The sequence below is a fragment of the Streptomyces sp. SID3343 genome (genome assembly GCF_009865215.1).
In the GTDB taxonomy this organism is placed as follows: Bacteria; Actinomycetota; Actinomycetes; order Streptomycetales; family Streptomycetaceae; genus Embleya.
Map to the genome: position 1 here is coordinate 1 of NZ_WWJX01001465.1, position 23,937 is coordinate 23,937.

The window sequence follows — 23,937 nt, forward strand, 5'->3', positions numbered from 1 at the left end:
GCCCGCTGAATCGCACGTCCTGCGGCTTCCCGGGCGCCGCCCGACGCCGGCCGTCGCTCAGAGGTCGTGCTCGACCACGCAGAACGGGTGGCCGTCGGGATCCGCCAGGACCACGAAGACCGCGTCCTCGGGATACGTCCACGCCGGAGCCGTGGCGCCCAGCGCCAACAGGCGGGCGACCTCGCCGGCCCGGTCTCGCGTGTACAGGTCGACGTGTACCCGAACGGGCTCGGCGGGGGTACTGATCTCGCCGAGTTGGAGCGATATCACGTCGCGGCGGGTGTCCGCGTCCTGCAACACGACGAACTCGGTGCCGTCGGTGACCGGGTCGCGCGGGCGCAGCCCCAGCGCGTGCGTCCAAAAGCCGATCGCGCGATCGAGGTCGGTGGTGGTGAACACGACACAACCCAGGCTCAGGTTCATGGGAGTCCGGTGCCCGAAGTCGCCCGACCCATGCGCGCGTCGGGGAGGGCCGCTCGGCCGGTGGCCGCGTCGGGAGTCGGGGCACAACCGGAACACGCCCGGATCGGCAACGGCCGCCGAACCCCGAGGGGTTCGGCGGCCGTCCGGGTGGGTCCACCGTGACGTCGGCTCAGACCGCGTCGGTCTCGCCGGCGGGGAAGCGCTCCCAGACCCGGTGCGCGCCGAGGAGTTCGGTGGCCTGCGCCACCACCGAGGCGGCGTCGTCGGCGAGGATCACCCCGGGCGCGCCGGTGGGAATTCCGGCGCCTTCCAGAGCCGCGGCACTGTCGCCCCAACCGCCGAGCGCCTTGGCGTGGCGATACGCCTCGGCGAGCATCAGCAGGACCCGCGGGTCGGTCGTGGACAACGCGCTCCCGTTGCCGGCCTTCGCGTCGCGAGCACCGTACGCGTCCGTGCCCGGCGCGGGGGAGCCCGCGAGCAGGATCGCGTCGAACTCCACCGATCGGGCCGTGACGAACGTGCGTTGCACGGCGATCGGGTTCTTGCCGCCGGCGTCGAGCGGACCGCCGGTGGGGGCGATGATCAGCGGCACCATGCCCGCGTCCAGTACGGCCTGACGCACACTGCGTACGCCGTCGAGGTCGGCGTTCGGGTCGGCGACGATGCCGATCACGCGACCGGCGACCGGCCACGTACCGCCGATCTGGGAGAGCGCCGGGCTGGGTTCGACCGCGGCCAACGGGCCCGAGGCCGGCGGTACGGGCAGGCCGAGGCCCTCGGCGACCCGGGCGCACAGCAGCGGGTCGATGTCGGCGAGGATGCGCAGATTGCGTTCCTTGATCGCCTGCACGAAGCACTTGCCGAGTTCGAAGGTATAGGCCGCGATCACGTGTTCGCGCTCGACCGGGCTCAAGCTCAGCCAGAACAGCCGGGGTTGGCTCGTGTGGTCGTCGAAGGACGCCGGTGCCTCGCGCACCTTGGACGCGGGCGGCAGGGCCACGGGAACCTCGACGTAGCCGCCCAGGTCGGCGCCTGCGGTGAAGGGGCAGCCGCCGTCGAGCGAGTTCGGTCGGTAGGGCGCGACGCCCGCGTGGACGGCGTCCTGGTGCCAGCCGTCACGTTGCATGTCGTTGACCGGGGCATGCGTGCGGTTGATCGGGATCTGCGCGAAGTTGGGGCCGCCGAGCCGGGTGATCTGGGTGTCGAGGTAGGAGAACAGGCGGCCGGCGAGCAACGGGTCGTCGGTGATGTCGATGCCCGGAACGAGGTGGCCGGGGTGGAAGGCGACCTGTTCGGTCTCGGCGAAGTAGTTGTTCGGGTTGGCGTCGAGAGTGAGCAACCCGATCGGCTGGACGGGGGCGAGCTCCTCCGGGACGATCTTGGTGGGGTCGAGCAGGTCGATGCCCTCGAACGTCTGATCGGCGGTGTCGGGGAAGGTCTGGATGCCCAGTTCCCACTGCGGGAGAGCGCCCGCCTCGATCGCGTCCGCGAGGTCGCGCCGATGGAAGTCGGGGTCCATCCCGTTGATGATCTGCGCCTCCTCCCAGACCAGGGAGTGCACGCCCGCCTTCGGCTTCCAGTGGAACTTCACCAGCGTCGTCGCGCCGTCGGCGGCGACGAGGCGGAAGGTGTGGATCCCGAAGCCCTCCATCGTGCGAAACGACCGGGGGATCGCCCGGTCGGACATGTTCCAGATGGTGTGGTGGGTGGCCTCGGTGTGCAGCGACACGAAGTCCCAGAACGTGTCGTGGGCGCTCTGGGCCTGCGGGATCTCGCGATCGGGATGCGGTTTGCCGGCGTGGATGATGTCCGGGAACTTGATCGCGTCCTGAATGAAGAACACCGGAATGTTGTTGCCGACGAGGTCGAAAACGCCCTCGGTCGTATAGAACTTGGTGGCGAACCCGCGCGTGTCGCGGACCGTGTCCGACGAGCCGCGCGAGCCAAGGACGGTCGAGAACCGGACGAAGACCGGCGTCTCGACGTCCTTGGCCAGGAACGCGGCCTTGCTCACCGCGGCCGCGCTGCCGTAGCCGCGGAAGACCCCGTGCGCGGCCGCGCCGCGCGCGTGCACGACGCGCTCGGGGATGCGCTCGTGGTCGAAGTGGGTGATCTTCTCCCGCAGATGGTGGTCCTGGAGCAGGACCGGCCCGCGCGGGCCCGCCTTGAGCGAGTGGTCGCTGTCGGGCAGGCGCAGCCCCTGGGCGGTGGTCAAATAGGCGCCGCCCTGCGCGACGATCGCCTGGTCCGCGCCGGTGGGTTGACCGGTCGGACTCAGCGTGTCGGGCCCGCTCTGGTCCGGCTTGGGCGGAAGCGGCTCGTGCGCCTCGGTGGGCTCCTCGACGCTGGGCGGCGCGGTGCCCGGGCGACCGGGGATCCCGTCGGCGTCGGACGTCTTCGATGCGGGCTTGGGCTTTGCCATCTTTTCCTCCGGGAGGGGTTGGGTGTCGTCGGGAGGCCGCGCGGACGCGCGTCGCGAGCGCCTGTGTGCGGTCGCGCCCGGTCGGGGTGAAAGGTGAGGGGTCCGACACCGACCACGAGAGGCAGAGCTACCCCGCGCCTGTCGTTCGAACCGATGTGTCGTACTCGTTCTTCGTCTCGGACGTTCTTCGTCTCGGCCCTTTTGCCTCGCGTCCTTTGTCGTCTCGGCTCTTTTTCGTCTCGCCTCGGCTCGGTCAGCCGGGGAGGGTTTCGCCGCCGATCGGTGCCAGGACCTCGCCGGAGTAGTAGCCGGACAGGCGGCCGGACGCGAAGAAAACGTAGGACGGGGCGATCTCGTCGGGGTGCGCCGCCCGGCCCATCGGGGTCTGCTGCCCGAACGAGGCGACCTTGTCCGGGGGGAACGTGGCCGGGATGAGCGGTGTCCAGACCGGTCCCGGCGCGACGGCGTTGACCCGAATGCCGCGCTCCTGGAAGGACTGCGCCAACGAGTAGGTGAGTGCGAGGATCGCGCCCTTGGTCGCGGAATAGTCGATCAGGGTCTTGTTCCCGCGCAGCCCGTTGATCGACGACGTGTTGATCACGCTGCCGCCCGAGGGCAGGTGGTCCAAGGCCGCCTTGGTGGTCCAGAAGAAGCTGTGGATGTTGACCCGGAAGGTGTACTCCCACTGCGCACTGTCGAGCTGCGCCAGGTCTTCGACCGGGTTCTGGGTGCCGCAGTTGTTGACCAGGATGTCGAGCCCGCCCAGGTCGGTCGCGGTCCGCTCGACGACGTCGCGGCAATTGCCCTCCACCGACAGGTCCGAGCGGTAGACGACACACGTGCGCCCCGCGGCCTCCACCAGGCGCCTGGTGTGCGCGGCGTCCTCGTCCTCCTGTTCGGACAGGTACGCGATGGCGACGTCGGCGCCCTCCTTGGCGAACGCTACGGCCACCGCGCGCCCGATCCCCGAGTCGCCGCCGGTGATCAGCGCGCGTTGTCCGTCGAGCAGGCCGCTGCCTCGGTAGTCGGTCATCTCGTCCCGAGGAGACGGCGTCATCTCCCCGGTCGTACCCGGTGCCCGCTGCTGCTGCGCGGGCGGGGGAGTCTCCTCGGACGGCGTGCTCATGCGGTTCCCTTCCCGGAACGAAGGTGGCGGTCGGAACGAAAGCGGCGGTCGGGATGAAGGCGGCGGTCGGTGTCCGACACCGCCGGTACCCGTTCGGGCGCGGAGGAACCGGCCCGGTGCGCCACTTGCGCGCGTGGGGATCGGCGCGACGGGTATCGGCGCAGCACGGTGCGGCATCCGTCGCCTCCGGTGCGTCACGAGAGGAAATCGGCATGGGGCACGGCGGGAACGTGATCGACGAGTTCACGGCCGATCATCGCGAGGTCGAGGCGCTGTTCGCGCGGATCGAGACCCAACCGGTCGGCGACGATCGCCGCCGGGCGTTGGCCGACGAACTCATGGTGGAGTTGACGCGCCACGCCGTCGCCGAGGAGGCATATCTGTATCCGGCGGTGCGCGAACACGTCGACGATGGGGACGCGATCGCGGACCGGGCGATCGCCGACCACGGCGGCGTCGAGGAACTCCTGGAGAAGCTGCAGGGCCGGGACGCCGACGACCCCGACTTCGACGACCTGATCGCCAGACTCAGACTGGACGTGAACGAGCACGTCCGCGACGAGGAGAACCGCCTCTTCCCACTCCTCGCCGCGGCTTGTCCGGCGGCGGTGCTGACCGGGCTCGGCGACAGCGTCCGCTCGGTGGAGAGGACGCCGCCCGGTCGGGCGCCCTCCGCGGGGTCGAACACCGCGCCCGCCGACGAACGCCGCGCGCCGCACGTGGGAGCGGTCGGTCGGGTGCGCGACCTGCCGTCCGGAGGCGGCGGAGATTGACACCGACCTCGTCTCGAACCGGCCGAGGGCACCGCCCGCTCCATCGGTGTGCTCGGTCAGGTCGCGGCCAAGGTGGTGCCGATCCGGTCCAGGAAGTCCTTCAGGTCGTCCGGGGTGCGGGAGGTGATCAGCACGAAGCCGCCGGCGTCGTCGCGAACCACCGCCTCGTCGACCCAACGGCCGCCGGCGTTGCGGATGTCCGTCTTGAGCGAGGCGTACGAGGTCAGCGTCCGGTCGCGCACGGCGTCGGCTTCGACCAGCGCCCACGGGCCGTGGCAGATCGCCGCCACGGGGCGTTCCGAGGAGACGAACGCGCGGACGATGCGCATCGCGTCGTCGTTCAGGCGCAGCGAATCGGCGTTGAGTGTGCCGCCGGGCACGAGCAGCAGATCGTAGGCCGCCGGATCCGCGTCGGCGAGGGTGAGGGTCGGATGGACCCTTTCTCCCGGGTCCTTGTCGCCGACAAGCGTTTGGACCGGGTCGGTGGTTACCGCCGCGATGTCCACGCGCGCGCCCGCGTCGCGCAAGTGCCGAGCGGGGACGACGAGTTCGTCTTGTTCCACCCCGTAGTTGGTGACGATCGCCAGGACACGGCGTCCGGTCAGGTCGGTGTCGGTCATCGTGCTTGCCCTCTCTTCGTGGATCACGCGCGAGGACTCGGTCGGCCGGCTGCGGTTTCGCCGGACGGCGGTACGTCGGCGGCGTTCTGCCTTCGCCGGGCACTGAGCCTGCGTACCGACGCCGCTGCCCAGGGCCCTCGTCGAGAAACCTCAGGCCCGGCCCGCCTCGAAACAATGCGGTGGTACTCGCAGGCCCCGCACGAGGGGGGATCGGGCTCGTGTCGAACCCTTGTCGAACTCCGGTCGAACTCCGGTCGAACTCCGTCGGGTGCGGAGCGACGGGAAGGGGGTACCCGCCCGGCTGTGGCGAGCCGTCCGCTCGCCCCGTGAGACGAAGGAGCGCCGGTGTCGGCTGTGCAGGCAACCTCGAAATCGCGCCGACGTGCGCCGGTCGGCGACCGTACCTCGCGAAGTGGTGCGTGATGGCCAAGACCGCGTTGATCGTCATCGACATGATCAACACCTACGAGCACGAGGACGCCGAGGCCCTGGTGACCTCCGTACGCGACGCGCTGCCGGCGATGTGCCCGCTGATCGATCGGGCCCGCCGGCAGGGCGTCGACGTGGTCTACGTCAACGACAACTTCGGCAGATGGCGCTCGCAGCACGACGAGATCCTCGAGGTGGCGTTGCACGGGCGACACGCCGATCTGGTCGAGCCGCTCCGCCCCGACGACGCCTCGATGTTCGTGGTCAAGGCGCGCCATTCGATCTTCTACGAGACTCCTCTCGAATATCTCCTGACCCAGCAGGGGGTGAAGCGGACAGTGCTGTGCGGCCAGGTCACCGAGCAGTGCGTGCTGTACTCGGCGCTCGACGCCCACATTCGTCACTTCGACGTGACGGTGGCCGCGGACGCGGTCGCGCACATCCACCCGGAACTCGCGGACGCGGCGCTGCGCATGATGGAGCGCAACATGGGCGCCGCCGTCGTGCCCGCCGATCGGGTCGAGTTCTCCCGGCACTGACCGTCCGGGCCGACGAAAGGGACGCCCGGTGCGCTCGTTCGGCGGCCCGCGAGGGTGTGGCGCGGTGACCGTGTGGTTCAGGCGGTGCGCGAATGCGTGGCGGGTCCCCGGGCATTCCTCCGGGGGATTCGGGGGCACGAGGGCGATCGAGCCGGTCGCCCCCGGCCGCGCGGCCGCGCACGGCGTGCCGATCCGCGTTTGAGCGCGCGTGGACCGGTCAGGCGGTTCGGTACGGGACGCTTCGACCTCCGGTCGCCGCCTTCCGTGCCCGGCGGACCCCCGACGTCCGCCGGCCCCCGAGCACTCGCCCTGGAGATGATCGCGATGAAGGCACTCACCTGGCACGGCAAACGCGACGTACGCGTGGACACCGTCCCCGACCCCGTTCTGAAGGACCCCGACGATGTGATCGTCAAGGTCACCTCGTCCGGGATCTGCGGTTCGGACCTGCACCTGTACGAGGTGCTCGGCCCGTTTCTGAGCGAGGGCGACATCCTGGGCCACGAGCCCATGGGCATCGTCGAGGAGGTCGGCGCAGCGGTCACCGAGGTACGGGCGGGTGATCGGGTGGTGATCCCGTTCAACGTCTCGTGCGGTGTGTGCCACAACTGTTCGCAGGGACTGCATTCGCAGTGCGACACCTCCCGGGTGCGCGAGCAGGGCATGGGCGGCGCCCTGTTCGGCTACACCAGGTTGTACGGGCAGGTACCGGGCGGCCAGGCCGAGTATCTGCGGGTGCCCTTCGGCAACAAACTTCCGATCAAGGTGCCGGAGGGCCCGCCGGACGACCGGTTCGTGTACCTCTCTGATGTGCTGCCGACCGCGTGGCAGGCGGTCGAGTACGCGGTCGTCCCGCCCGGTGGGACGGTCGCCGTTCTCGGACTCGGCCCGATCGGTGACATGGCCTGTCGGATCGCGCTGCATCGGGGCGCCGAGCGCGTGTTCGGTGTCGACCTCGTGCCGGAGCGGCTGGCGCGGGCCCGGCGGCGTGGCGTGGAGGTGTTCGACCTCGCCGCCGACCACGACGTAGCCGACACGATCCGCGGGCTCACCGACGGACGCGGGCCGGACGCGGTGATCGACGCGGTCGGGATGGAGGCGCACGGGGCGCCCGTGGGCAAGCTCGCCCAACAGATCGCGGGCCTGCTGCCCGACACGGTCGCCGAGAAGCTGATGCGCAAGGCCGGCGTGGACCGACTCAGCGCCCTCTACACCGCGATCGACCTGGTTCGCCGCGGCGGCACCGTCTCCCTCTCCGGCGTCTACGGCGGCATGGCCGACCCGCTCCCGCTGCTGACCATGTTCGACAAGCAGCTCCAACTACGCATGGGTCAGGCGAACGTGCACCGGTGGGTGGGCGACATCCTCCCCCTGCTCGGCGACGACGATCCGCTGGGTACGGAGGACTTCGCGACGCACCGCGTTCCGCTCGCCGAAGCGCCGCAGGCGTACGAACGGTTCCAGAAGAAGCAGGACGGCACGGTCAAGGTGCTGCTGCGCCCGTGACCCGCCGGCGCGCCGCGGGTGGGCCCGTCGAGAGGCCCGGACGTGCGCTCGAACCCGGCGGTGGACCCGACCGGCCCCGGCGCCCGGGGGCTCACCGACCGTCGGCGGGTGGGTCGCCGGCGTCGGCGAGCAGGCTTTCCAGTTCGGTCGTGTAAAGCAGGGCGGGGTCGAACCCCATTCCGGAGAAGTGTCCCGCGAGTTCCAGGGACAGGACGCCGTGCAGGCGGGTCCACAGGATCAGGGCCCGGTGAAGGGTGGCGGGCGAGGCGAGGTGGTCGCCCGCCCACTGCCGGTGGTCGTCCAGGTGTGCGTCGAGCGGCGTCGCGGGGCCGCGGAAGGGCGTCGCGCACCACGCGTCGAGCAGGGTGGCCATGATCTCGCTTGCGATGGTCGTGACGTCGTCGGGAGCGTGGTAGCCGGGGACCGGTGTGCCGTAGATGAGGAAGTAGCGGTGCGGGTCGTCGAGGGCCCACGCGCGCATGGCGTGTGCCAGCACGGCCACGTCCGGGCCGGGCTCGGCGGCCGTGTGGACGGCGTCGGCGAGGCTGCGGTACGCGTCGGTGACGAGTTCGGTGATGAGTTCGTCGCGGCCGGCGTAGTAGCGGTAGAGGGCGGGCCCGCTCACGCCCATCCGTTTGGCGATCGCGTTGAGCGAGAGCGCGGAGGCCCCGGCGGTGGCGATCTGCTCCCAGGCGAGTTCCTTGATCTCCGCGCGCACTTGGGCGCGGTAGCGCTCGCGCGGGGTCGTGGTGCCGGGGTTCGCCATGACATGCCCCTTTCCGAAATCTCGTCGGCTATACAGTGAAGTTCTGGTTAGAGGCTATCACGACAACGCTTGACGTCGGCCTTTCGTGAACGTTATAACTTCTAACGAACGGCAAGCCGGCTAATTGCGGTGGGCGGTGCGGCACACCTCAGACGCATCCGCCCGATCGACCACTACTCGCAACGAGGGGAACGTCATGTCAGCCTCAGCCATGTCACCAGCGCAGACGTCACCGACGGGCACGTCTCCGGCGCACGCATCCCCCGCGGACGCATCCACTGTCGAGACGCCGCCCGCCCGGAACGACCGGGGCATTCCTCGGGCGGTGACCGTCTCCGCCTGGGCGGTTCCCGTCATGGTCCTCGCCCAGTTCGCGCTGCTCGCGGTCGTACCCGTGGCCATCGCCCTGGTCGGTGCCCTCACCCGGGTCCGAGACCGGGCGGTCCGCGGGGCGGCCGTACTCGTGGCCGTCGCCTTCTCGATCCCGCTCACGGTGTGGCTCGTGCGGCCCGACGGCGCCCAGAGCCTGTCCAAGGACATCCACCCCGCCTTCGTCGGCCTGATCGTCGCCGCGTCCATCGCACTGATCGCCGGCATCACCCGCGCCCGGCGGCGCTGACCGAACACACCGCCGATTCGCGGCGTCCCGAACCACGTGGGCCCGGCCGGCCTCCGGAGCCTTCTTCGGCGTGCACCGGCGGGGAAGTCGTCAGCCTCGGCGACCCGCAGCGCCCCGCCCCGGGCCCGCGTGGGGGCCCTGTCCGGCAACGGTCGTGCGCAGGATTTCGATCCACCAGTCGAGCATGCGATCGCGCGCGGTGGTGTCGAGTCCGACGCTCCTGCGGAATTCGTCGCCGAACAGCGGTTCCGTCGCGACGGCTTGGTGCAGTCCGGCCACCGTCAGTTGAATTGCCTCGCGTGGCGGGGGAGTTCGCCCGCCGATCGCGCACTGGTGCAGTGCCTGGGCGTACAGCCGGTCCACCACCTCGTCGAGCAGGCCGCTGCCGGTGTCCCGCCATCCGGATCGATGCAGCGCGAGCGCCAGTTCGGCGTAGCCGTCGGCGTACAGCGCGGACAGCGCGCGCACCAACTCGGCGGGATCGATCGGGCCGTCGGTCCACGCGCCCAGCACGGCGTGCAGTTCGGCCTTCAGCTTGGTCCCGCCGAATCGCAGCAGTGACTCCAACAGTTGTTCGCGCGTGCCGAAGTGGTGGTTGACCGCCGCGTCGGACACCCCGATCTCGGCGGCGACGGCGCGCACCTGCACGGCGGCCGGACCGCCTGCGGCGAGCAGCCTGCTCGCCGCGTCGAGGATCATCCGCTTGGCGTCGTCGGGGTTGCGTCGTACTCGGGTGGCCACTCGCCGATATTACCTTGACCAGTCAAGGTAATGCATCTTACCTTGAGTAGCCAAGGTAAGGACGGAGGCGCCGTGCACGGACGATCCACGATGGCGACGATGACCGAGCTGGCGGCGAGTCTGGGTGTCTCGACCCACGATTCGACGCCGCCCCGCGAGATCCGCTTCTCCCGTGCAGGCTGCCGGCTGCACGGATTCGACTGGGGCGGAACGGGATCTCCCGTACTCCTGATCCATGGCGGCGGGTTGACCGCGCATACGTGGGACTTCGTCTGCCTCGGCCTGCGCGGCGTTGCCCGGTCGGTCGCGCTGGATCTGCGCGGGCACGGCGACAGCGACTGGTCCGACGACTACCGCATCGACACCATGGCGGCCGATGTCGTCGCCGCGGTCGACCACCTCGGCTTCGAGCGGGTCGGGCTGGTCGGCATGTCGCTCGGGGGCGTGATCGCGGCTCACGTCGCCGATGTGTGGCCCGACCGGGTCGAGCGGCTGGCGCTCGTCGATGTCGCACCCGGCGTGGACTACGAAAGTACCCGACACGTACGGGCGTTCATGGCCGCACTCGGCCCCGTACGGGACATCGAGACGGTGGTCGAGGCAGCGATGCGGGTCAATCCGAAGGCCGACCGCGCGGGTGTCGCCTACCGCATGAGCACCCTGTTTCGCCGTGCGCCCGAGGGGGGTTGGGTACCGAAAGGCGATCCGCGTCCACCCGACTTCCCCGTCATTCTCGCGGCCATCGATCGACTGGCGGATCGGCTGAACCGGGTGCCGGCGCCGGTGCTGCTGGTGCGCGGCGGGCGCAGCCGGGTGCTTTCCCAGGCCGCCGCCGAACGCCTGGTCGAGCAGGTTCCGGACGGGGAACTCGTGGTCGTGCCGGACGCGGGGCACAACGTGCAGGAGGACGATCCGGCGGCGTTGATCGGCGCGTTGCGAACCTTCCTGACCCGCCGGCCATCCTGACTCGCCGACCGTGCTCGCCGGGCTTCCCGATCCGCCGACCGTGACGAGACGCCCGGCGTCGCGCTGCACGGGGCCGGCGACCCCGGCGCGGTGTGGGCGGGGGAGTGGTCGGGCAGCTCAGCCGGTCGTGTCGCGCCATTCGCGCCAGGTGAGGCCGCGTGGGGCCAGTTCCGCGGCGTGGAAGGCGGTCCAGGTGGTGGTGTTGGGGCCCGTGCCGGGGGCGTCGGGGGCGCTCGTGTACAGCGGATGGTGGGTGCGTACGCGGTCGGCCAGCCACGGTTCGAGCGCGTCGAAGCCGTCCAGGGTCCAGGCGCGCGCGTGGTAGACGAGGTTGCCCGGCGTTTCGCTTTCCGCGATACCCATGGCCGGCACGTACGGGCAGACCCGGCTCCAGCAGTTGGTGACGGGCATCGTTCCCGTCCCGGTGTCGGCGTCCGTGCCGGAGTACGCGCGGGCGTCGTCCTCGTGCACCAGGAAGTCGAACAACTCCCATGACGTATAGGTCGAGTTCGCGAGGCCGAAGTCGTCGTCGATGCCGTACCGGTCGGAGAGCCGGTAGACGGGAGGTACGTCCAGCGTCCACACCAGGTTGCGCTGTACTCGCTGCGGGGCGACCGAGCCGGCCAACGGAACCTCGGCGGGGCCGAACAGCGCGTACAGGGCGCCGGCCCGGATGCGATACGACAGCTGGACGTGATCGTTGGCGATCGGCGGGAGGGGGCGAGTGTGTCCGTCCAGCGGGTTCGTCCACTCGGTCAGGACGGTGCCGTCCTTCGGGTCGGTGTAGAAGACGATCTCGCGCGAGACCATGTGCACATCGTCGGTGCCCGGCACGTGGATCAGCCGGCGGATGTTGTAGCCCTCGACACCGAACAGCACCCGCCCGTGCGGGAAGAGCTTGCCGTGGACGTCACCGGGCACGTGATTGTGGACCGTTCCGCTGATGCGGTAGAGCATGTCGTGGCCGTCGGGCCGGCCGAGCAGCCGTACGAAGAGGCGGGCGTTCGCGTCGTCGAGCGACGCGATCAGGGCCTCGGGCGATGTGGTGCCGGGTTCCATGCGTGGTGCCCTTCCGTTCGTTCGTCTCGTTCGTCTCGTTTGTTTCATTCGTTGGGTTCGGGTCGTCGACGTCGTTCGACGGGCCGAGCTTCGGGTGTCTGGGGACCTCGCAGCAGCCTATGCAGTCGAACCGCGACGACTCGGCGGTGTCGCTCCATCGACGCGTGCCTCGCGGTCGGGCGAAGCGGGTGGGCCGGGGACGGCCGCACCGCGCCTCGGGCGGAGGATGTCGGGTGAGGGGGTGCTGGGGCGACGGTGCACGGGAGTAAGCGAGTTCGGGAGTTCGGGAATTCGCGATGCAGGCAATCACCCGCAGGCGGTGCGGGGCGGGTTGCCACGTCGAAGGTGTCTCGGTGGGGGCTGGGCACGGGTGTTGGCCGCCGAGGTCACCGTGCCCCGGGCAACGGCGGAAGTGGTGGAGAAGGCCGTACGCACGCTGCCGGCCAACGTGCGTATGCACGCGGACGCCGACCCCGCCGGCCGGACGTGGGAGATCACCGTCAGGGACGACGGGCGCGGCTTCGGCGCGGACGTTCGCGCGGGGCTACTTCCAGCCGATGAGGTTCGGGTTCTTGCCGCCCAGATCCCCGTCGCCGGTGATCGTGATCTGCCGCGGGGAGCCTCCCTGCGCGTCGACCACGAACAACTGCGGGTTGGTGGTGGGGGCGTCGGTCTGGGCCTTCGACAGGAACGCGACCCGACCGTGATCGGGGCTGCCCACCGGGGACCACACCTTGCGGTTCGTCTCCGGGATGAGCTTCTGCCCGTCGGTGCCCCAGTCCATCAGCGTGGCGGAGTCGCGCTGCAGTACGGGTGAGCGATAGATCATCGACCCGTTCGTATCGGTCGACAGATACGCCTGTTCGCCCAGGAAGTCCGTCGCGCGGTACGCCCCCAGGCCGCCGCTGCCGGAGGTGAAGAAGGGCGAGCACCCGGCGCACAACGCCTCGACGACCGAGGGCGGGTTGACATAGAAGTTGGGGGCGTCCACCTCTTTGGTCTTCACCGCCCGGGAGGGGTCGGTGCCTTCGAGCCGCCAGATCGTGGGATCGGTCTTGTAGCCGCTGTCGTCGGGTTCGCGGCGGGCGAAGTAGAACGCGCCGTCGGGGCCGAACATCGGTGTGTCGTCCGCCGTGGTGGAGCCGAACCCGCCCGCGGGGCCGGTGGATCCGGTCGTGACGTCGGTGAACCGTCCGGCCCGGTCGATCCAGCCGATGTGTTTCGTTTGATCCGCCATCGTCTTGGTCGCGACGGCGCGGGTCAGGTCGGAGGAGTACAGCGCTCGTTCCGCGAGCGGTCCGCCGCCGGCCATCTGTACGAAGTCCGCGTCCAGGCGCACGTTGTCTTCGGTGGGCAGGAACGTGGCGATCTCGGTGGCCCGACCGCTCGCCGGGTCGACGGCGACCACGAGCCACGTGGCATCCTGGCGGGCCTCGAACACGATCCCGGAGGCTTTCGCGTCGAGTGCGGAAGGCGTCGAGTCGACGCCGGCCGACGCGGAGCCCGCCGAAGGCGGGGACGACGCCGCTGCCTCGCCCGTGGCTCCCGACGACGTCGCCGACCCCGACGACTTCGCCGAGGGCGACGCGGGCGACGAGGAGCCCCCACAACCGGTGAGGAGTCCCATCACGAGAATGCCGACCGCAATCGTGGTCCGTCTGACGGAGGAGTCCATGTGCACGTCCTGTCTCGGGTGTTCGGCCAAGATCGCCAGTATCGGGCGTACGAGGCCTCGTGAACACCCGGGAATTTCGCGGTCGTTCGACGAAAGACCGGGGCCGCAACCACCCGGCGCCCGAGCAGACCCCGGCCGCGGGCGACGACAACACCGATGCCCCCGCCGGCGCCGGTCGAGCCGGCCGCGGGTGGCTACGGGCGGCGTCCCCACGCGGAGATCATCGGGGCGGTGGCGAGGTCGAGCCGCCCGGACGCGACGTTCGCCAGGTGACGGTCGATCTCCCGGTCGGTCGCGAGCCCTTGCCCGGTCAGGTGGTGGCGGATCTGTCGCACCGTCGCGTCCTCCAGCACGGCACACGCCGGCGAGGTGATCGGGAAGTACGCGTCGGCCCGCACGTCGTCCAGACCGGCCTCCCGGAGCACCCTGGGCAGGGTCCGCCCGTACGCGAGGTCCGCGCCGCGCGCCGCCATCAGGGTGCGAAAGCCGGACCGCAGTCGGTTGGCGAGCCGCTGTTCGGGGCCGGTTTCGTCCGGGCACAGCAGGGGCTGCAACGACGGGTCGGCGTCCTCCAGGAGCAGTACGCCACCGGGCCGCAGCGCCTCCACCATCCGGCGCAGCGCCTCGGCACGGTCGGCCACGTGTACGAGGACCAGTCGGGCGTGTACGAGGTCGAAGCCGCCGGGCGGCGGCGGGTCGGCCGCCACGTCGTGGGACAGCACCTCGATCACGCCGCCGTCGATGCCCCGGGTCCAGGACACGTCGATGTCGGTGGCGATCACCGTACCCGTGGGGCCGACGCGTTCGGCCAGTCCGAGGGGCACGGAGGGGCCGCCGGCGCCGACCTCCCAGCACCGCATGCCGGCCCCGATGCCGAGTCGGTCCACGTGCCGGAACGTCACCGGGTCGAACAGTTCGGCGAGAGCGCCGAAGCGCACGCCCGCCTGTGACTGCGCGTTGTCCAGCAGGTAGCCGCGGTCGCTGTCGTGCTCAGCCATGCGGCGATTGTGGCAGACCACGATCGCGCGGCAGTGCACCGGGACGGGCGGGGTGCGGCCGGCCGGTCGGGGCCGTGGCGGGCCGCACCCCGGCGGTCACAACCCGCGGGCCAGGCGCTCGGTCAGCAGCCGGGTGAAGCGGGCCGGGTCGGGCAGGTCGCCGCCTTCGGCGAGCAATGCGCCGCCGTACACCAACTCGACGATCTCCGCGAGCGCGGGATCCTCGGCGTTCGCCTCGTGCGCCGAGCGCAGCGCGGTGATCAGCGGGTGCGTCGGGTTGACTTCGAGGATCCGCTTGACCGGGGGCATCTCCTGCCCCATCGCCCGGTACATCTTCTCCAGGGTCGGGGTCATGTCGTGGGCGTCGCCGACGATGCACGCCGCCGACGTGGTCAGCCGCGACGACAGCCGGACCTGCTTCACCTGCTCGGACAGGGTCGTCGCGAACCACGGCAACAGAGCGGCGAAGTCCTGCTCGTGCCTGGCCTTTTCGGCACCCGCTTCCTCGTCGCCGTCGGCCGGCTCGTCGAGGTCGACCTGACCCTTGGCGATGGACTGCAGACGGTGGCCGTCGAAGCCCGGGACCTGGTCGACCCAGACCTCGTCGACCGGGTCGGTGAGGATCAGGACCTCGTAGCCCTTGGCGGCGAAGGCCTCCATGTGCGGGGAGTTCTCCACCATCGCGCGGGTCTCGCCGGTCAGGTAGTAGATCGCGTCCTGACCGTCCTTCATGCGCTCGACGTACTCGCGCAGGGTGGTGGTCTTGTCCGCGTCGTGCGTGGAGGCGGCCGACACCAATTCCAGCAGGGCCTCGGTGTTGTCGGTGTCCTCCAGCAGGCCCTCCTTCAGGGCCCGGCCGAACTGGGTCCACAGCTTCGCGTAGCGCTCGGCATCCTTGGCCTGGGTGTCCTTGATCGCGCCGAGCACCTTCTTGACCAGGCGCCGGCGCACGCCGCGAATCTGGCGGTCGTGCTGCAGGATCTCGCGGGAGATGTTCAGCGACAGGTCGTGGGCGTCCACCACACCCTTGACGAAGCGCAGATAGTTCGGCATCAACGCTTCGCAGTCGTCCATGATGAACACGCGCTTGACGTACAGCTGCACGCCGCGTTTGGTCTCGCGGGAGAACAGGTCGAACGGTGCCTGAGACGGGATGAACAGCAGCGCCTCGTACTCGAAGTTGCCCTCGGCGCGCATGTGGATGGTCTCGGCCGGGTCGAGCCCGTCGTGGCTGATCTGCCGGTAGAACTCGCTGTACTCGGCCTCGGTCACCTCACTGCGCGGCCGGGCCCACAGCGCCTTCATCGAGTTGAGGGTGTCGATACCGTGCGTGGTGACGCCCTCGGCGTCGGTCTGCTCGGTGGCCATCCGGATCGGCCAGCGGATGAAGTCCGAGTACTGCTTGACGATCCCGCGGATCTTCCACTCGGCCAGGTAGTCGGCCCGCCCGTCCTCGACGTCGGCGGCCTTGAGGTGCAGGGTGACCGAGGTTCCCACCGGCAGGCCGTCGAGGGCCTGGATCTCGTAGGTGCCCTCGCCGTCGGACTCCCACTGGGTGCCGGCGTCGGTGCCGGCCCGCCGGGTGCGCAGGGTGACCTTGTCGGCGACCATGAACGCCGAGTAGAAGCCGACGCCGAACTGCCCGATCAGGCTCTGGGCCGCCCCGGCGTCCTTGGCTTCCTTGATCTTTTCCAGCAGACCGGCGGTGCCGGACTTGGCGATCGTGCCGATCAGATCCACGATGTCGTCCCGGCTCATGCCGATGCCGTTGTCGCGGACGGTCAACGTGCGGGCGTCCTTGTCGACTTCCAAGGCGATGTGCAGGTCGGAGGTGTCGACGTCGAGGTCGGAGTCGATCAGGGACTCCAGCCGCAGCTTGTCCAGTGCGTCGGAGGCGTTCGAGATCAGCTCGCGCAGGAAGATGTCCTTGTTCGAGTAGATCGAGTGGATCACCAACTGGAGCAACTGACGGGTCTCGGCCTGGAATTCCAGTGTTTCGACACTGCTGACCACCCTGGAGTCTCCTTTCGGGAGAAAACGTGATGGAGCGCCGACTGTCGGGTGGTCCGATCAAGTCGGGCCTCCGGCCGGCTGTCTCCGTGACGCTGTGTCGTGACGTCGTAGCGACGACACATTACGGCGGAGCGCGCAAATGCGTCCAGGCGCCCCCCGGTCGACGCGCACGGACACGTACGGCCCACCGGGACCGCGTTGGAGGCCGAAGGACTCGACGTCGGCTGCTACCACGGGACGGTTTCGCCGTGCAGATCCAGGAACTGCAGGCCGGGGGCGCCGGCTTGGGCTTCGAGGACGTCCACGACGGCCGGGATGCTCTCCCGGGGGTCCAGGGGCGCGTCGGGTCCGCCGAGTCGGGTTCGGTTGTGGCCGGGGTCGATGAGCAGCTTGGTCTGTCCGTCGCCGGCGTGGCGGGTGGCGTAACTGCGCATCAGTTGGTTGAGCGCGGCCTTGGCGGCCTTGTACAGGTCGTAACCGTCCTCGGTGTTTCGCGAGATGCTGCCCTGCTCGGAGGACATGACCGCGACGGTTCCGCCGGGGGCGACGAGTGAGCGAAGGGCCTCGACGGCGCGCAGCGGGCTCAGCGCGTTGGTGATCATCACCTCGGTGAACATGTCGGTCGAGACCTCGCCGATGGGCAGGTTGCCCCGGTCGATGGCGGCGTTGACGAAGAGCAGATCGAGTCGACGCCCGTCCAAGCGCTCGCGGAGAGCGGTCAGTTGTTCGGGGCTGGTCATCTCCACGTGCTCGATCGTCAGTTGCCCGTTCCGGGCATCGGCGCTCGCCTGCAGTTCGCCGCCGCTCCGACGGGTCGTGGCGATGACCTGCCAATCGCGTCGGGCGAGTTCGTCGGCGAGGACGAGGCCGAGCCCGCGAGAGGCTCCGAGGACGAGGGCTCGGCGGTTGGACATGGGAGACACACGCGCTCCTTCGTAGTGGTGGCAATAGTCTAGACGAGGCGTTGCGTCTAGGTAAAGTGCCGAGGTGCCGACGGGTAAGGTGTTTCGCATGCCCGCCACGAGTTCTCCGCCTCACCGGCCGCACTCCGGCAGCCGGCGCGACGAGGCCGCGCGTCTGGCTGTGCTGCACGCCGCCGACGATCTGCTTGTCCAGCACGGCTTCGGCGCGCTCACCGTCGAGGCGATCGCGCGTCGTGCCGGCGTCGCCAAGCAGACGATCTACCGGTGGTGGCCCTCGAAGGTCGAGATCCTCCTCGACACGCTCATCGAGGACAGCGACAAACGTCTCCGCGTCCCGACGGAGAACCCCACAGCGGAGAGCATCCGCGCCTACCTCCGCGATCTCGCGCGATTCCTCACCGACGACCCCGCGGGCAAGGTCCTGCTCGCGCTCATCGCCGAGGCGCAGCACGACCCCGAAACGGCCAAGAGCTTCCACAAGCGCTATCTCGGTCCCCGCCGCGACAGTGAGCGCGACCTGCTCACCCGGGTCATCGACGCCGGCGGGATCTCGCCCCGCCTCGACCCCGACGCCGCGCTCGACGCCCTGGTCGGCCCGATCGTCTATTGCGCCCTGACCGGGTCGAGTATCCCGAGCGGTCTCGTGGACACCCTTGTCGACGACCTGCTCAGGCCTCGCGCGGACTGACCGTCCGCCGCGGCCGGGGAGCCCCCGGGACATTCCCACCGGCGCCATGCCGGCCTATCGTCGCCGTATGGCCATGCGGGAAGACAACGGTCCTCGGGAACCACTGCCCAACGCGCCCGGCGACGCGGTCCACGAGGCTGAGCAGGTCGCCGTCGAGGCGTTCGACCTGGGAGCGGCCGAGCGGACGGCGGGCCGAGTCGACGCCGCGCGTGCGGCCTTCCTGCGCGCGGCCGCCACCGGCCACCCCGACATCGGCCCCATGGCGCTGGCCAACCTGGCCGTACTCGAAGCCTCGGCCGGCCGAAACGCCGAAGCTCGCACGGCATTTCGGCAGGCGATAGCGACCGGGCATCGCGACCACGCGGCCAAGTCCCTGTTCAACTTCGGGCTGTTCGAGAAACACAACGGCGAACCGGCGCACGCCCGCGAGCTCTACCGGCAGGCCATTGCCACCGAACATCCCGAGCATGCCCGTACAGCCCGGTTCAACCTCGCCAACCTGGAAGTCGAACAGGGCCGTCCGGACGAGGCCTGTGCCCTGCTTCTGCGGGCCATGGAACCCCCGTTCCTGGCGGACACCGCCTCGCGGGCCCACCGCCTGCTCATGGCCGTCGCCCCCGGCCGCCTCGCCGAGGCCCGCGAGGTCTACCTGCGGGCCGCCGCGAGCGAGGACGAGGACACCGCGACGCACGCGCGTCGGCTCCTGTACGACCTCGACCCCGCATATCTGATCCCGGGGGACACGATCCGCCTCGGGACCCACACGTTCGACCCGGCGGACATCGAATCCGCCGAGTGGGCCATGGGGAAGCGGCCGGGCTACTCCAGCGGCTATCTCGACATCCACACCCGCGGCGGTGGACACCACGTAGCCTTCGTCGACCTGCGCGATCCCGACGACGGACGGGGAATCCAGGTGCTCCGCAGGCTCTTGGGATCCGACGACCTCTAGGCTCGGCGGCTGCGTCCACCGGGCGGTGGTCACCAGACCGCGTCAAGAGGCGGCGTCCACCGGGCGGTTTTCAGTCGGCGGGGTGGTCGGTGATCGCGTTCGCCGTGGCGATCAACTCGGGGAGCGTGCCGGGAAAGTCGGGGAGCAGCCGGGCGACGACCGTCCACCCCTCCGCGGTCGCGGGCACCAGGTCGGCGGGCACCCGGTGGCCGGTGCGCAGGACGGCGGACGCCGGACAGCCGACGGTGAACAGGTCGGTGGGGGTGAGGGCGCCGGACTTCACACAGCCGTCGAGGAGGGCGGTGGACACCCGACCCGCGGGCAACAGGGCGAGGGCGAGGCGCGCGTGTTCGGGCGAGCGATGGGCGAGCCACTGCGCGGTCTGCTCCGGATAGGCGCGCAACAGGGCCAGGGAGACGTCGTCGGGACAGTCGGGGCGAGTGCACAGGGCGCGCAGCGCGGCCCCGCCGAAGGGGCGGTCGTCGGCGAAGGCCGCGCGGATCCAGTCCCATTCCATGGAGTCGTCCAACGCGTCGGCGGGCTGCCGGACGCGTTCCCCACACTCGCGGCGGCGTACCTCGACGATCCTGGCCTCCAGGAAGGTACCCGGATCGGTTGCCCGGAGTGCGTCGGACACCGTCAGGGAGACGGGCACGTTGGGGATCTGGCTGTTGGCGATGACGTCCCGAAGGATGTCGACGCGCCCGGCAGCCACCAGGGAGGCGGCCGCGGTGAGTTGCTCGCTGTCCCGCAAGTGGTCGCGCATGTCGAGAAGGGCCTCGGCCGCGACGTTCGGGTCGTTGGAGTAGGGCGCGAGATGTTTCGTGCCGGAGTTCTTGTTCAGGCCGCAGATCAGGTGGGACAGCACTTCCCGGGTCGTCCGCAGCGTCCTTCGCCGCCCCGGACCGAACGGCACACCGCTCACGATCCGGCGCGCGATCTCCGCCGAAACCCCGCTGTGGACGAGGACCGCCGCGTTCAGGTCGGGATCGTCGCGGGTCAAAAGCGGTAGGTAGACCTCCGGGCGGCTCTTCGCCTCCCGGGCGATCCGCAGCAACTCCCGCTCCTCGGTGATCTCGTCGACGATCGCCTCGACGACATGAGCAGGGGCCCAGCCCCCGGCGGTGACCGGATAGACGACATCGGCGAGCGCCGGTGCGCAGACGATCGCCCGGGCGTTCCTGGGCCCGGCGAGCCCGAGCAGGAGCGGGAACGACGCGTGGTCCTCGTGGAGTCGCGGGGTGACGGTCGTGGGTATTCGCACGGCCGTGCGTGGAGCCGGCCCCGCCGCGTCGAGCAGTTCACCGACCGTGCCGGCGAAGCCGGGCAGCAGTGCGAACAGACGCACCCAGCATGCCGGATCCTCGCCGAGGTGCTCCCGGAGCAGCGTTCGCAGCGCCTCCCCGGCGCCCGTGTTCCACGGGAGCGCGACGATCAGTTCCAGGATGCGTGGGGCCTGTCGCGCGCTGTGCAGCAGATCCGTGGTGTCGAACAGGCCCGCACCCAGGGCGGTCACCGCAGTGTCGACCATCGCCGTCGTCGGCTGCCGGGAGAAGTGGCCGAGGGCTTCCTCCTGCCGACAGGCCACGAGCGCGAGCGCCGTCTCGTGCGGACACACACCCGATTCGACGACGGCCCGGCAGGCGGTGTCCGCCATGGGGTGCCGGTGGTGGAGTTCGACCAACTCCCGCCAGTCGGCGGCCGACCAGTCCTCCGGACGGAAGATCGCGACCCGGGCGCGCGGGTGGCGGATGCGCGCGTACGGGGTCTGTACCATCCACGCGTACAACTCGGCGGGCCGGCCCCGGGGACGCTTCTTGTTCGGTCCGCCGACGGTGCGGTCGGCATGTGCCGCGACCTCGGGGTCACGCGCGCGCAGCGCGGGAGCGAGCAGTTTCCGGGACCGGGTGGCGAGGAGCAACGCCTTCACGGTGTCGGGCAGGTCGTCGGCCTCGCATACCGAGCGGCGATCGGCGGCGGTGAACTCGTGATGCACGTAGGCCGCGGCGGTGACCAACGGTTCCGCACGTTCCCGCAGGCTGCGCAGCACCTCGCGGCCGGTCGCCGGGTTCGCGGCGAGGACGAGCCGATCCTCGGTGCTTCCCTTCTCCAGCGCCCACGCGACGACATCGGCCGAGGGCCGCAGGCGCAGGAGGTCGCGCCGGATGTCCGCGGGCAGCCTCGCCAGTACCTCGGCGAGCGCGGCAGGCGCGGCGGTGTCCAAAAGCGCGGCGAAAGCGGTGGTCGCAAGGGTCATCCGTTACCTCCGGCCGTCATGGCCTGTGCGGTGGTGCAGAGAGGGGGTGGTCAGCCAGCGGCGGGGGTTGTCCACGAGCATGGTGGTCATGTCCCGTTCCTCGACGCCGAGTTCGCGCAGCGCGGGTACGACGTCGCGCAGGACGTGGAGATAGTGCCAGTTCGGGAGGGCCGCGAGCAGGTCGGGATCGGCCCAGTCGAAATGGCAGGCGGCGTCCTGCGACAGGGTCATGCTCGCGGCGTAGCCGCGCCGGCACAGCTCGGCGACGACGGCCACGCGTTCGGCGAACGGGAGGATGACGTCGAGGCCGAAGCGGTCCATCCCCAACAGGTAGCCGGTGTCGGCGAGTTCGGCCAAGTGGTCGGTGTCGGTGCTGTCACCGCTGTGCGCGAGTTGGACGCGGGTGGGGTCGACGCCTTCCTCGGTCAGGACGCGGTGCACGTAGGCGCCGCTGCGGGTGCCGGGGTGGGTGTGGACCATGATCGGCGCGCCGGTGGTCAGGTGTGCGCGGGCGACGGCGCGCAGGACGCGTTCGACGCCGGGGGTGGGGCCGTGTTCGTCGATCGCGCACTTGAGGAACGCGGCTTTGGTGTCGGTGTCCTGGATCCCCTCGCGGATGTCTCGGACGAACAGGTCGACCATGGGATCGGGGCCGTCGGGCAGGGCGGCGGCGCGGTAGGTGAAGTAGTGGGGTACGTCGGTGTAGGTGTACACGCCGGTGGCGACGACGATGTTGAGGTCGGGGACCTGTTCGGCGACGAGCCGCAGACGGACGAGGTCTCGGCCGAGGCCGTCGACGGTGGGGTCCACGATCGTGGTCACGCCGGTGGCGCGCAGTTCCCGCAGGCGCTCGACGGCGCCGGCGACCTGGGCCTCGTCGTCCCAGTCGCGGACCCAGTTGGTCTGGCTGTCGGGCGTGCGGACGAAGACGTGTTCGTGCGCGAGCGTGGTCCCCAGGGCGTCGGCGGCAACAGGCCCCAGGACGGTTTCGACCGTCGGTACGGGCGTGGTCGTACTCGCGGGCTGTGGAAGCGTCTCGGTCATGGTCGGCGCGGCTCCTTCTTGAGGCTTTTCCGGTGTGGCCTTCGGGAGTTCGGTGCGCGGCCGGCCGGGCGATCCCCGACGGTGGACGCCGCCGACGCGTGCACGGTAAAGGCAATCGCCCCACACGTCCCCGAGTCCGTCGGATGAAACACCGACTCCCATGCCCAGGACAACGGATCGAACGGCGTCACCGTCACGCCCCCCGAGGCCGGTACCGGTGTGAGCCCGGCGATCGTGTTCGAACGCCTGCACCGATCCGGCAGCGCCTGTTGCCTTCCCCCACCGCGTCGACTCGCAGGTCAGTCCGTTGCGGGAGCACAGCACGGGTCGGCGCAGCCGGACGCGCACCCGCACCGCGCGGCGGTCGGCGTGGGCGCGTTCGGATCGCTCGGGCCGACCGGCAGGACCGCGCAGCAGGCTTCACCGCGCCAGGCCTCGCGCCCCTCCTTGACCGCGACGGCCGCGATGGTCAGGGCGGCGATCGGATCCGCCCAGGACCACCCCAGCGTCGAGTTCAGGACCAGGCCGAGCAGAAGGACGGCCGACAGGTAGGTGCACAACAGCGTCTGTTTGGAGTCCGCGACCGCGGCGGCGGAGCCGAACTCGCGGCCGGCGTGGCGCTGCGCACAGGACAGGCCGGGCATGATCACCAAGGACACGGCGGCCAGGGCGATGCCCACGGTGGAGTGTTCGGCCTCGCCGCCGGCGGCCAAGGCGCGCATCGCGTCGATCCCCACGTAGGCGGCGAGCGCGAGGAACGAGATCGCGATGATCCGCAGCGCGGTCCGCTCCCGACGGGCGGGATCCTTCGCGGTGAACTGCCAGGCCACCGCCGACGCGGAGGCGACCTCGATCACCGAGTCCAGCCCGAAGCCCACCAACGCGGTCGAGGAGGCGACGGTGCCGGCGGAGATCGCCACGACCGCCTCGACGACGTTGTAGGCGATGGTCGCCGCGACCAGCAGGCGGATGCGCCGGCGCAACGCGTCACGCCGCACCGGTGACGGCCCCGGGACCGACGGACCCAAAGACGCGGAGTACGGCGCGGTCATCGGCAGCACCCCTTCTCGTCGGCGTCCTCGCACACGACGGTGGGGTCCACGGCCGCCACGACGCCCAGCAGGTCGCCGAGCGCGTGCGCGAGTCGTACGTCCGCCAACTCGTAGCGCAGGCGCCGCCCCTCGGCGATCGCCACGACCAGGCCACAACCGCGCAGACAGGTCAGGTGGTTCGACAGATTCGTGCGGGACACGCCCAGGGCCTCGGCGAGTTCGCTCGGGTACGCCGGCCGTTCGCGCAGCGCCAACAACAAGCGGGAACGCGTGGGGTCGGAGAGCGCGTGGCCGAACCGGGCCAGCACCTCACCCTGTACCGAAACAGTCATCATGCGCTGAACAA

The 23,937-nt window shown here is 70.4% G+C and carries 22 protein-coding genes; 7 read left to right on the forward strand and 15 right to left on the reverse strand.

Going from position 1 to position 23,937, the window contains the following annotated elements; all coding sequences use genetic code 11:
- Positions 1-57 precede the first annotated feature (57 nt).
- From GT354_RS46355 to GT354_RS46365, 3 genes are all read right to left on the reverse strand, one after another.
- Positions 58-423, reverse strand: coding sequence for a VOC family protein (locus tag GT354_RS46355; protein WP_202513064.1), 366 nt, complete (start codon positions 421-423; stop codon positions 58-60).
- Between the two features lie 169 nt (positions 424-592).
- Positions 593-2,845 (reverse strand): catalase, encoded by a 2,253-nt coding sequence (locus GT354_RS46360; RefSeq protein ID WP_161363598.1) that lies wholly within the window; start codon positions 2,843-2,845, stop codon positions 593-595.
- Between the two features lie 253 nt (positions 2,846-3,098).
- Positions 3,099-3,971 (reverse strand): SDR family oxidoreductase, encoded by an 873-nt coding sequence (locus tag GT354_RS46365; protein WP_202513065.1) that lies wholly within the window; start codon positions 3,969-3,971, stop codon positions 3,099-3,101.
- 212 nt (positions 3,972-4,183) lie between these two features.
- Here GT354_RS46365 and GT354_RS46370 point away from each other — a divergent pair, with 212 nt between their 5' ends.
- Entirely contained in the window at positions 4,184-4,744 is a 561-nt protein-coding gene (locus GT354_RS46370) for a hemerythrin domain-containing protein (protein ID WP_161363600.1), read from the forward strand.
- Positions 4,745-4,800: 56 nt separating this feature from the next.
- Here the strand turns inward: GT354_RS46370 and GT354_RS46375 are convergent, their stop codons facing one another.
- Entirely contained in the window at positions 4,801-5,364 is a 564-nt protein-coding gene (locus GT354_RS46375; RefSeq protein WP_161363602.1) for a type 1 glutamine amidotransferase domain-containing protein, read from the reverse strand.
- Positions 5,365-5,786: 422 nt separating this feature from the next.
- Here GT354_RS46375 and GT354_RS46380 point away from each other — a divergent pair, with 422 nt between their 5' ends.
- On the forward strand, positions 5,787-6,332 hold the full coding sequence (locus GT354_RS46380) for an isochorismatase family cysteine hydrolase (protein WP_161363644.1): 546 nt from the start codon (positions 5,787-5,789) through the stop codon (positions 6,330-6,332).
- 324 nt (positions 6,333-6,656) lie between these two features.
- A complete protein-coding gene (locus GT354_RS46385) occupies positions 6,657-7,838 on the forward strand; it encodes a zinc-dependent alcohol dehydrogenase (protein ID WP_161363646.1) in 1,182 nt (393 codons plus the stop codon).
- 91 nt (positions 7,839-7,929) lie between these two features.
- On the opposite strand, the gene GT354_RS46390 is transcribed toward GT354_RS46385, so the two are convergent.
- Entirely contained in the window at positions 7,930-8,604 is a 675-nt protein-coding gene (locus GT354_RS46390; protein ID WP_161363604.1) for a TetR/AcrR family transcriptional regulator, read from the reverse strand.
- A gap of 325 nt (positions 8,605-8,929) precedes the next feature.
- On the opposite strand from GT354_RS46390, the gene GT354_RS46395 reads away from it, so the two are divergent.
- Complete coding sequence (locus tag GT354_RS46395; RefSeq protein WP_161363606.1) at positions 8,930-9,223, forward strand: hypothetical protein; 294 nt, start codon at positions 8,930-8,932, stop codon at positions 9,221-9,223.
- Between the two features lie 90 nt (positions 9,224-9,313).
- On the opposite strand, the gene GT354_RS46400 is transcribed toward GT354_RS46395, so the two are convergent.
- A complete protein-coding gene (locus tag GT354_RS46400; protein ID WP_202513066.1) occupies positions 9,314-9,964 on the reverse strand; it encodes a TetR/AcrR family transcriptional regulator in 651 nt (216 codons plus the stop codon).
- 99 nt (positions 9,965-10,063) lie between these two features.
- On the opposite strand from GT354_RS46400, the gene GT354_RS46405 reads away from it, so the two are divergent.
- Positions 10,064-10,930, forward strand: coding sequence for an alpha/beta hydrolase (locus GT354_RS46405; protein ID WP_161363608.1), 867 nt, complete (start codon positions 10,064-10,066; stop codon positions 10,928-10,930).
- A 117-nt stretch (positions 10,931-11,047) separates the two neighbouring features.
- On the opposite strand, the gene GT354_RS46410 is transcribed toward GT354_RS46405, so the two are convergent.
- The 5 genes from GT354_RS46410 to GT354_RS46430 all read right to left on the reverse strand — a co-directional run bounded on the left by GT354_RS46410 (position 11,048) and on the right by GT354_RS46430 (position 17,589).
- Positions 11,048-11,989 (reverse strand): DUF1838 family protein, encoded by a 942-nt coding sequence (locus GT354_RS46410; RefSeq protein WP_161363610.1) that lies wholly within the window; start codon positions 11,987-11,989, stop codon positions 11,048-11,050.
- 544 nt (positions 11,990-12,533) lie between these two features.
- Entirely contained in the window at positions 12,534-13,664 is a 1,131-nt protein-coding gene (locus tag GT354_RS46415) for a hypothetical protein (RefSeq protein ID WP_161363612.1), read from the reverse strand.
- Between the two features lie 194 nt (positions 13,665-13,858).
- Positions 13,859-14,662, reverse strand: a complete 804-nt coding sequence (locus tag GT354_RS46420; RefSeq protein ID WP_161363615.1) for a methyltransferase domain-containing protein — start codon at positions 14,660-14,662, stop codon at positions 13,859-13,861.
- Positions 14,663-14,758: 96 nt separating this feature from the next.
- Entirely contained in the window at positions 14,759-16,675 is a 1,917-nt protein-coding gene (gene htpG, locus GT354_RS46425; protein WP_161363617.1) for a molecular chaperone HtpG, read from the reverse strand.
- A 227-nt stretch (positions 16,676-16,902) separates the two neighbouring features.
- Positions 16,903-17,589, reverse strand: coding sequence for an SDR family NAD(P)-dependent oxidoreductase (locus GT354_RS46430; RefSeq protein ID WP_161363618.1), 687 nt, complete (start codon positions 17,587-17,589; stop codon positions 16,903-16,905).
- A gap of 97 nt (positions 17,590-17,686) precedes the next feature.
- Between GT354_RS46430 and GT354_RS46435 the strand changes: the two genes are divergently transcribed.
- On the forward strand, positions 17,687-18,286 hold the full coding sequence (locus GT354_RS46435; protein WP_161363620.1) for a TetR/AcrR family transcriptional regulator: 600 nt from the start codon (positions 17,687-17,689) through the stop codon (positions 18,284-18,286).
- 67 nt (positions 18,287-18,353) lie between these two features.
- Positions 18,354-19,238 carry a tetratricopeptide repeat protein gene (locus tag GT354_RS46440; RefSeq protein WP_161363622.1) on the forward strand — a complete coding sequence of 295 codons (885 nt, stop codon included), beginning with the start codon at positions 18,354-18,356 and terminating at the stop codon, positions 19,236-19,238.
- Positions 19,239-19,308: 70 nt separating this feature from the next.
- On the opposite strand, the gene GT354_RS46445 is transcribed toward GT354_RS46440, so the two are convergent.
- The 4 genes from GT354_RS46445 to GT354_RS46460 all read right to left on the reverse strand — a co-directional run bounded on the left by GT354_RS46445 (position 19,309) and on the right by GT354_RS46460 (position 23,926).
- Positions 19,309-21,495 carry a hypothetical protein gene (locus tag GT354_RS46445; RefSeq protein WP_161363624.1) on the reverse strand — a complete coding sequence of 729 codons (2,187 nt, stop codon included), beginning with the start codon at positions 21,493-21,495 and terminating at the stop codon, positions 19,309-19,311.
- A 3-nt stretch (positions 21,496-21,498) separates the two neighbouring features.
- Positions 21,499-22,539: a phosphotriesterase gene (locus GT354_RS46450; RefSeq protein ID WP_161363626.1), complete on the reverse strand. Its 1,041-nt coding sequence runs from the start codon at positions 22,537-22,539 to the stop codon at positions 21,499-21,501.
- Positions 22,540-22,838: 299 nt separating this feature from the next.
- Positions 22,839-23,591 (reverse strand): cation transporter, encoded by a 753-nt coding sequence (locus tag GT354_RS46455; RefSeq protein WP_161363629.1) that lies wholly within the window; start codon positions 23,589-23,591, stop codon positions 22,839-22,841.
- A complete protein-coding gene (locus tag GT354_RS46460) occupies positions 23,588-23,926 on the reverse strand; it encodes a metalloregulator ArsR/SmtB family transcription factor (protein WP_161363631.1) in 339 nt (112 codons plus the stop codon). Before GT354_RS46460 ends, GT354_RS46455 begins: the two co-directional genes overlap by 4 nt.
- Between the last annotated feature and the right edge of the window lie 11 nt (positions 23,927-23,937).

What these genes read in the sequence shown, in the direction of transcription:
- GT354_RS46365 (WP_202513065.1), bottom strand. Translation starts at nt 3,971, where the DNA reads ATGAGCACGCCGTCCGAGGAGACTCCCCCGCCCGCGCAGCAGCAGCGG.
- GT354_RS46360 (WP_161363598.1), bottom strand. Translation starts at nt 2,845, where the DNA reads ATGGCAAAGCCCAAGCCCGCATCGAAGACGTCCGACGCCGACGGGATC.
- GT354_RS46450 (WP_161363626.1), bottom strand. Translation starts at nt 22,539, where the DNA reads ATGACCGAGACGCTTCCACAGCCCGCGAGTACGACCACGCCCGTACCG.
- GT354_RS46390 (WP_161363604.1), bottom strand. Translation starts at nt 8,604, where the DNA reads ATGGCGAACCCCGGCACCACGACCCCGCGCGAGCGCTACCGCGCCCAA.
- GT354_RS46380 (WP_161363644.1), top strand. Translation starts at nt 5,787, where the DNA reads ATGGCCAAGACCGCGTTGATCGTCATCGACATGATCAACACCTACGAG.
- GT354_RS46375 (WP_161363602.1), bottom strand. Translation starts at nt 5,364, where the DNA reads ATGACCGACACCGACCTGACCGGACGCCGTGTCCTGGCGATCGTCACC.
- GT354_RS46455 (WP_161363629.1), bottom strand. Translation starts at nt 23,591, where the DNA reads ATGACCGCGCCGTACTCCGCGTCTTTGGGTCCGTCGGTCCCGGGGCCG.
- GT354_RS46420 (WP_161363615.1), bottom strand. Translation starts at nt 14,662, where the DNA reads ATGGCTGAGCACGACAGCGACCGCGGCTACCTGCTGGACAACGCGCAG.
- GT354_RS46445 (WP_161363624.1), bottom strand. Translation starts at nt 21,495, where the DNA reads ATGACCCTTGCGACCACCGCTTTCGCCGCGCTTTTGGACACCGCCGCG.
- GT354_RS46370 (WP_161363600.1), top strand. Translation starts at nt 4,184, where the DNA reads ATGGGGCACGGCGGGAACGTGATCGACGAGTTCACGGCCGATCATCGC.
- GT354_RS46405 (WP_161363608.1), top strand. Translation starts at nt 10,064, where the DNA reads ATGACCGAGCTGGCGGCGAGTCTGGGTGTCTCGACCCACGATTCGACG.
- GT354_RS46355 (WP_202513064.1), bottom strand. Translation starts at nt 423, where the DNA reads ATGAACCTGAGCCTGGGTTGTGTCGTGTTCACCACCACCGACCTCGAT.
- GT354_RS46415 (WP_161363612.1), bottom strand. Translation starts at nt 13,664, where the DNA reads ATGGACTCCTCCGTCAGACGGACCACGATTGCGGTCGGCATTCTCGTG.
- GT354_RS46385 (WP_161363646.1), top strand. Translation starts at nt 6,657, where the DNA reads ATGAAGGCACTCACCTGGCACGGCAAACGCGACGTACGCGTGGACACC.
- GT354_RS46440 (WP_161363622.1), top strand. Translation starts at nt 18,354, where the DNA reads ATGGCCATGCGGGAAGACAACGGTCCTCGGGAACCACTGCCCAACGCG.
- GT354_RS46435 (WP_161363620.1), top strand. Translation starts at nt 17,687, where the DNA reads ATGCCCGCCACGAGTTCTCCGCCTCACCGGCCGCACTCCGGCAGCCGG.
- GT354_RS46410 (WP_161363610.1), bottom strand. Translation starts at nt 11,989, where the DNA reads ATGGAACCCGGCACCACATCGCCCGAGGCCCTGATCGCGTCGCTCGAC.
- GT354_RS46460 (WP_161363631.1), bottom strand. Translation starts at nt 23,926, where the DNA reads ATGATGACTGTTTCGGTACAGGGTGAGGTGCTGGCCCGGTTCGGCCAC.
- GT354_RS46430 (WP_161363618.1), bottom strand. Translation starts at nt 17,589, where the DNA reads ATGTCCAACCGCCGAGCCCTCGTCCTCGGAGCCTCTCGCGGGCTCGGC.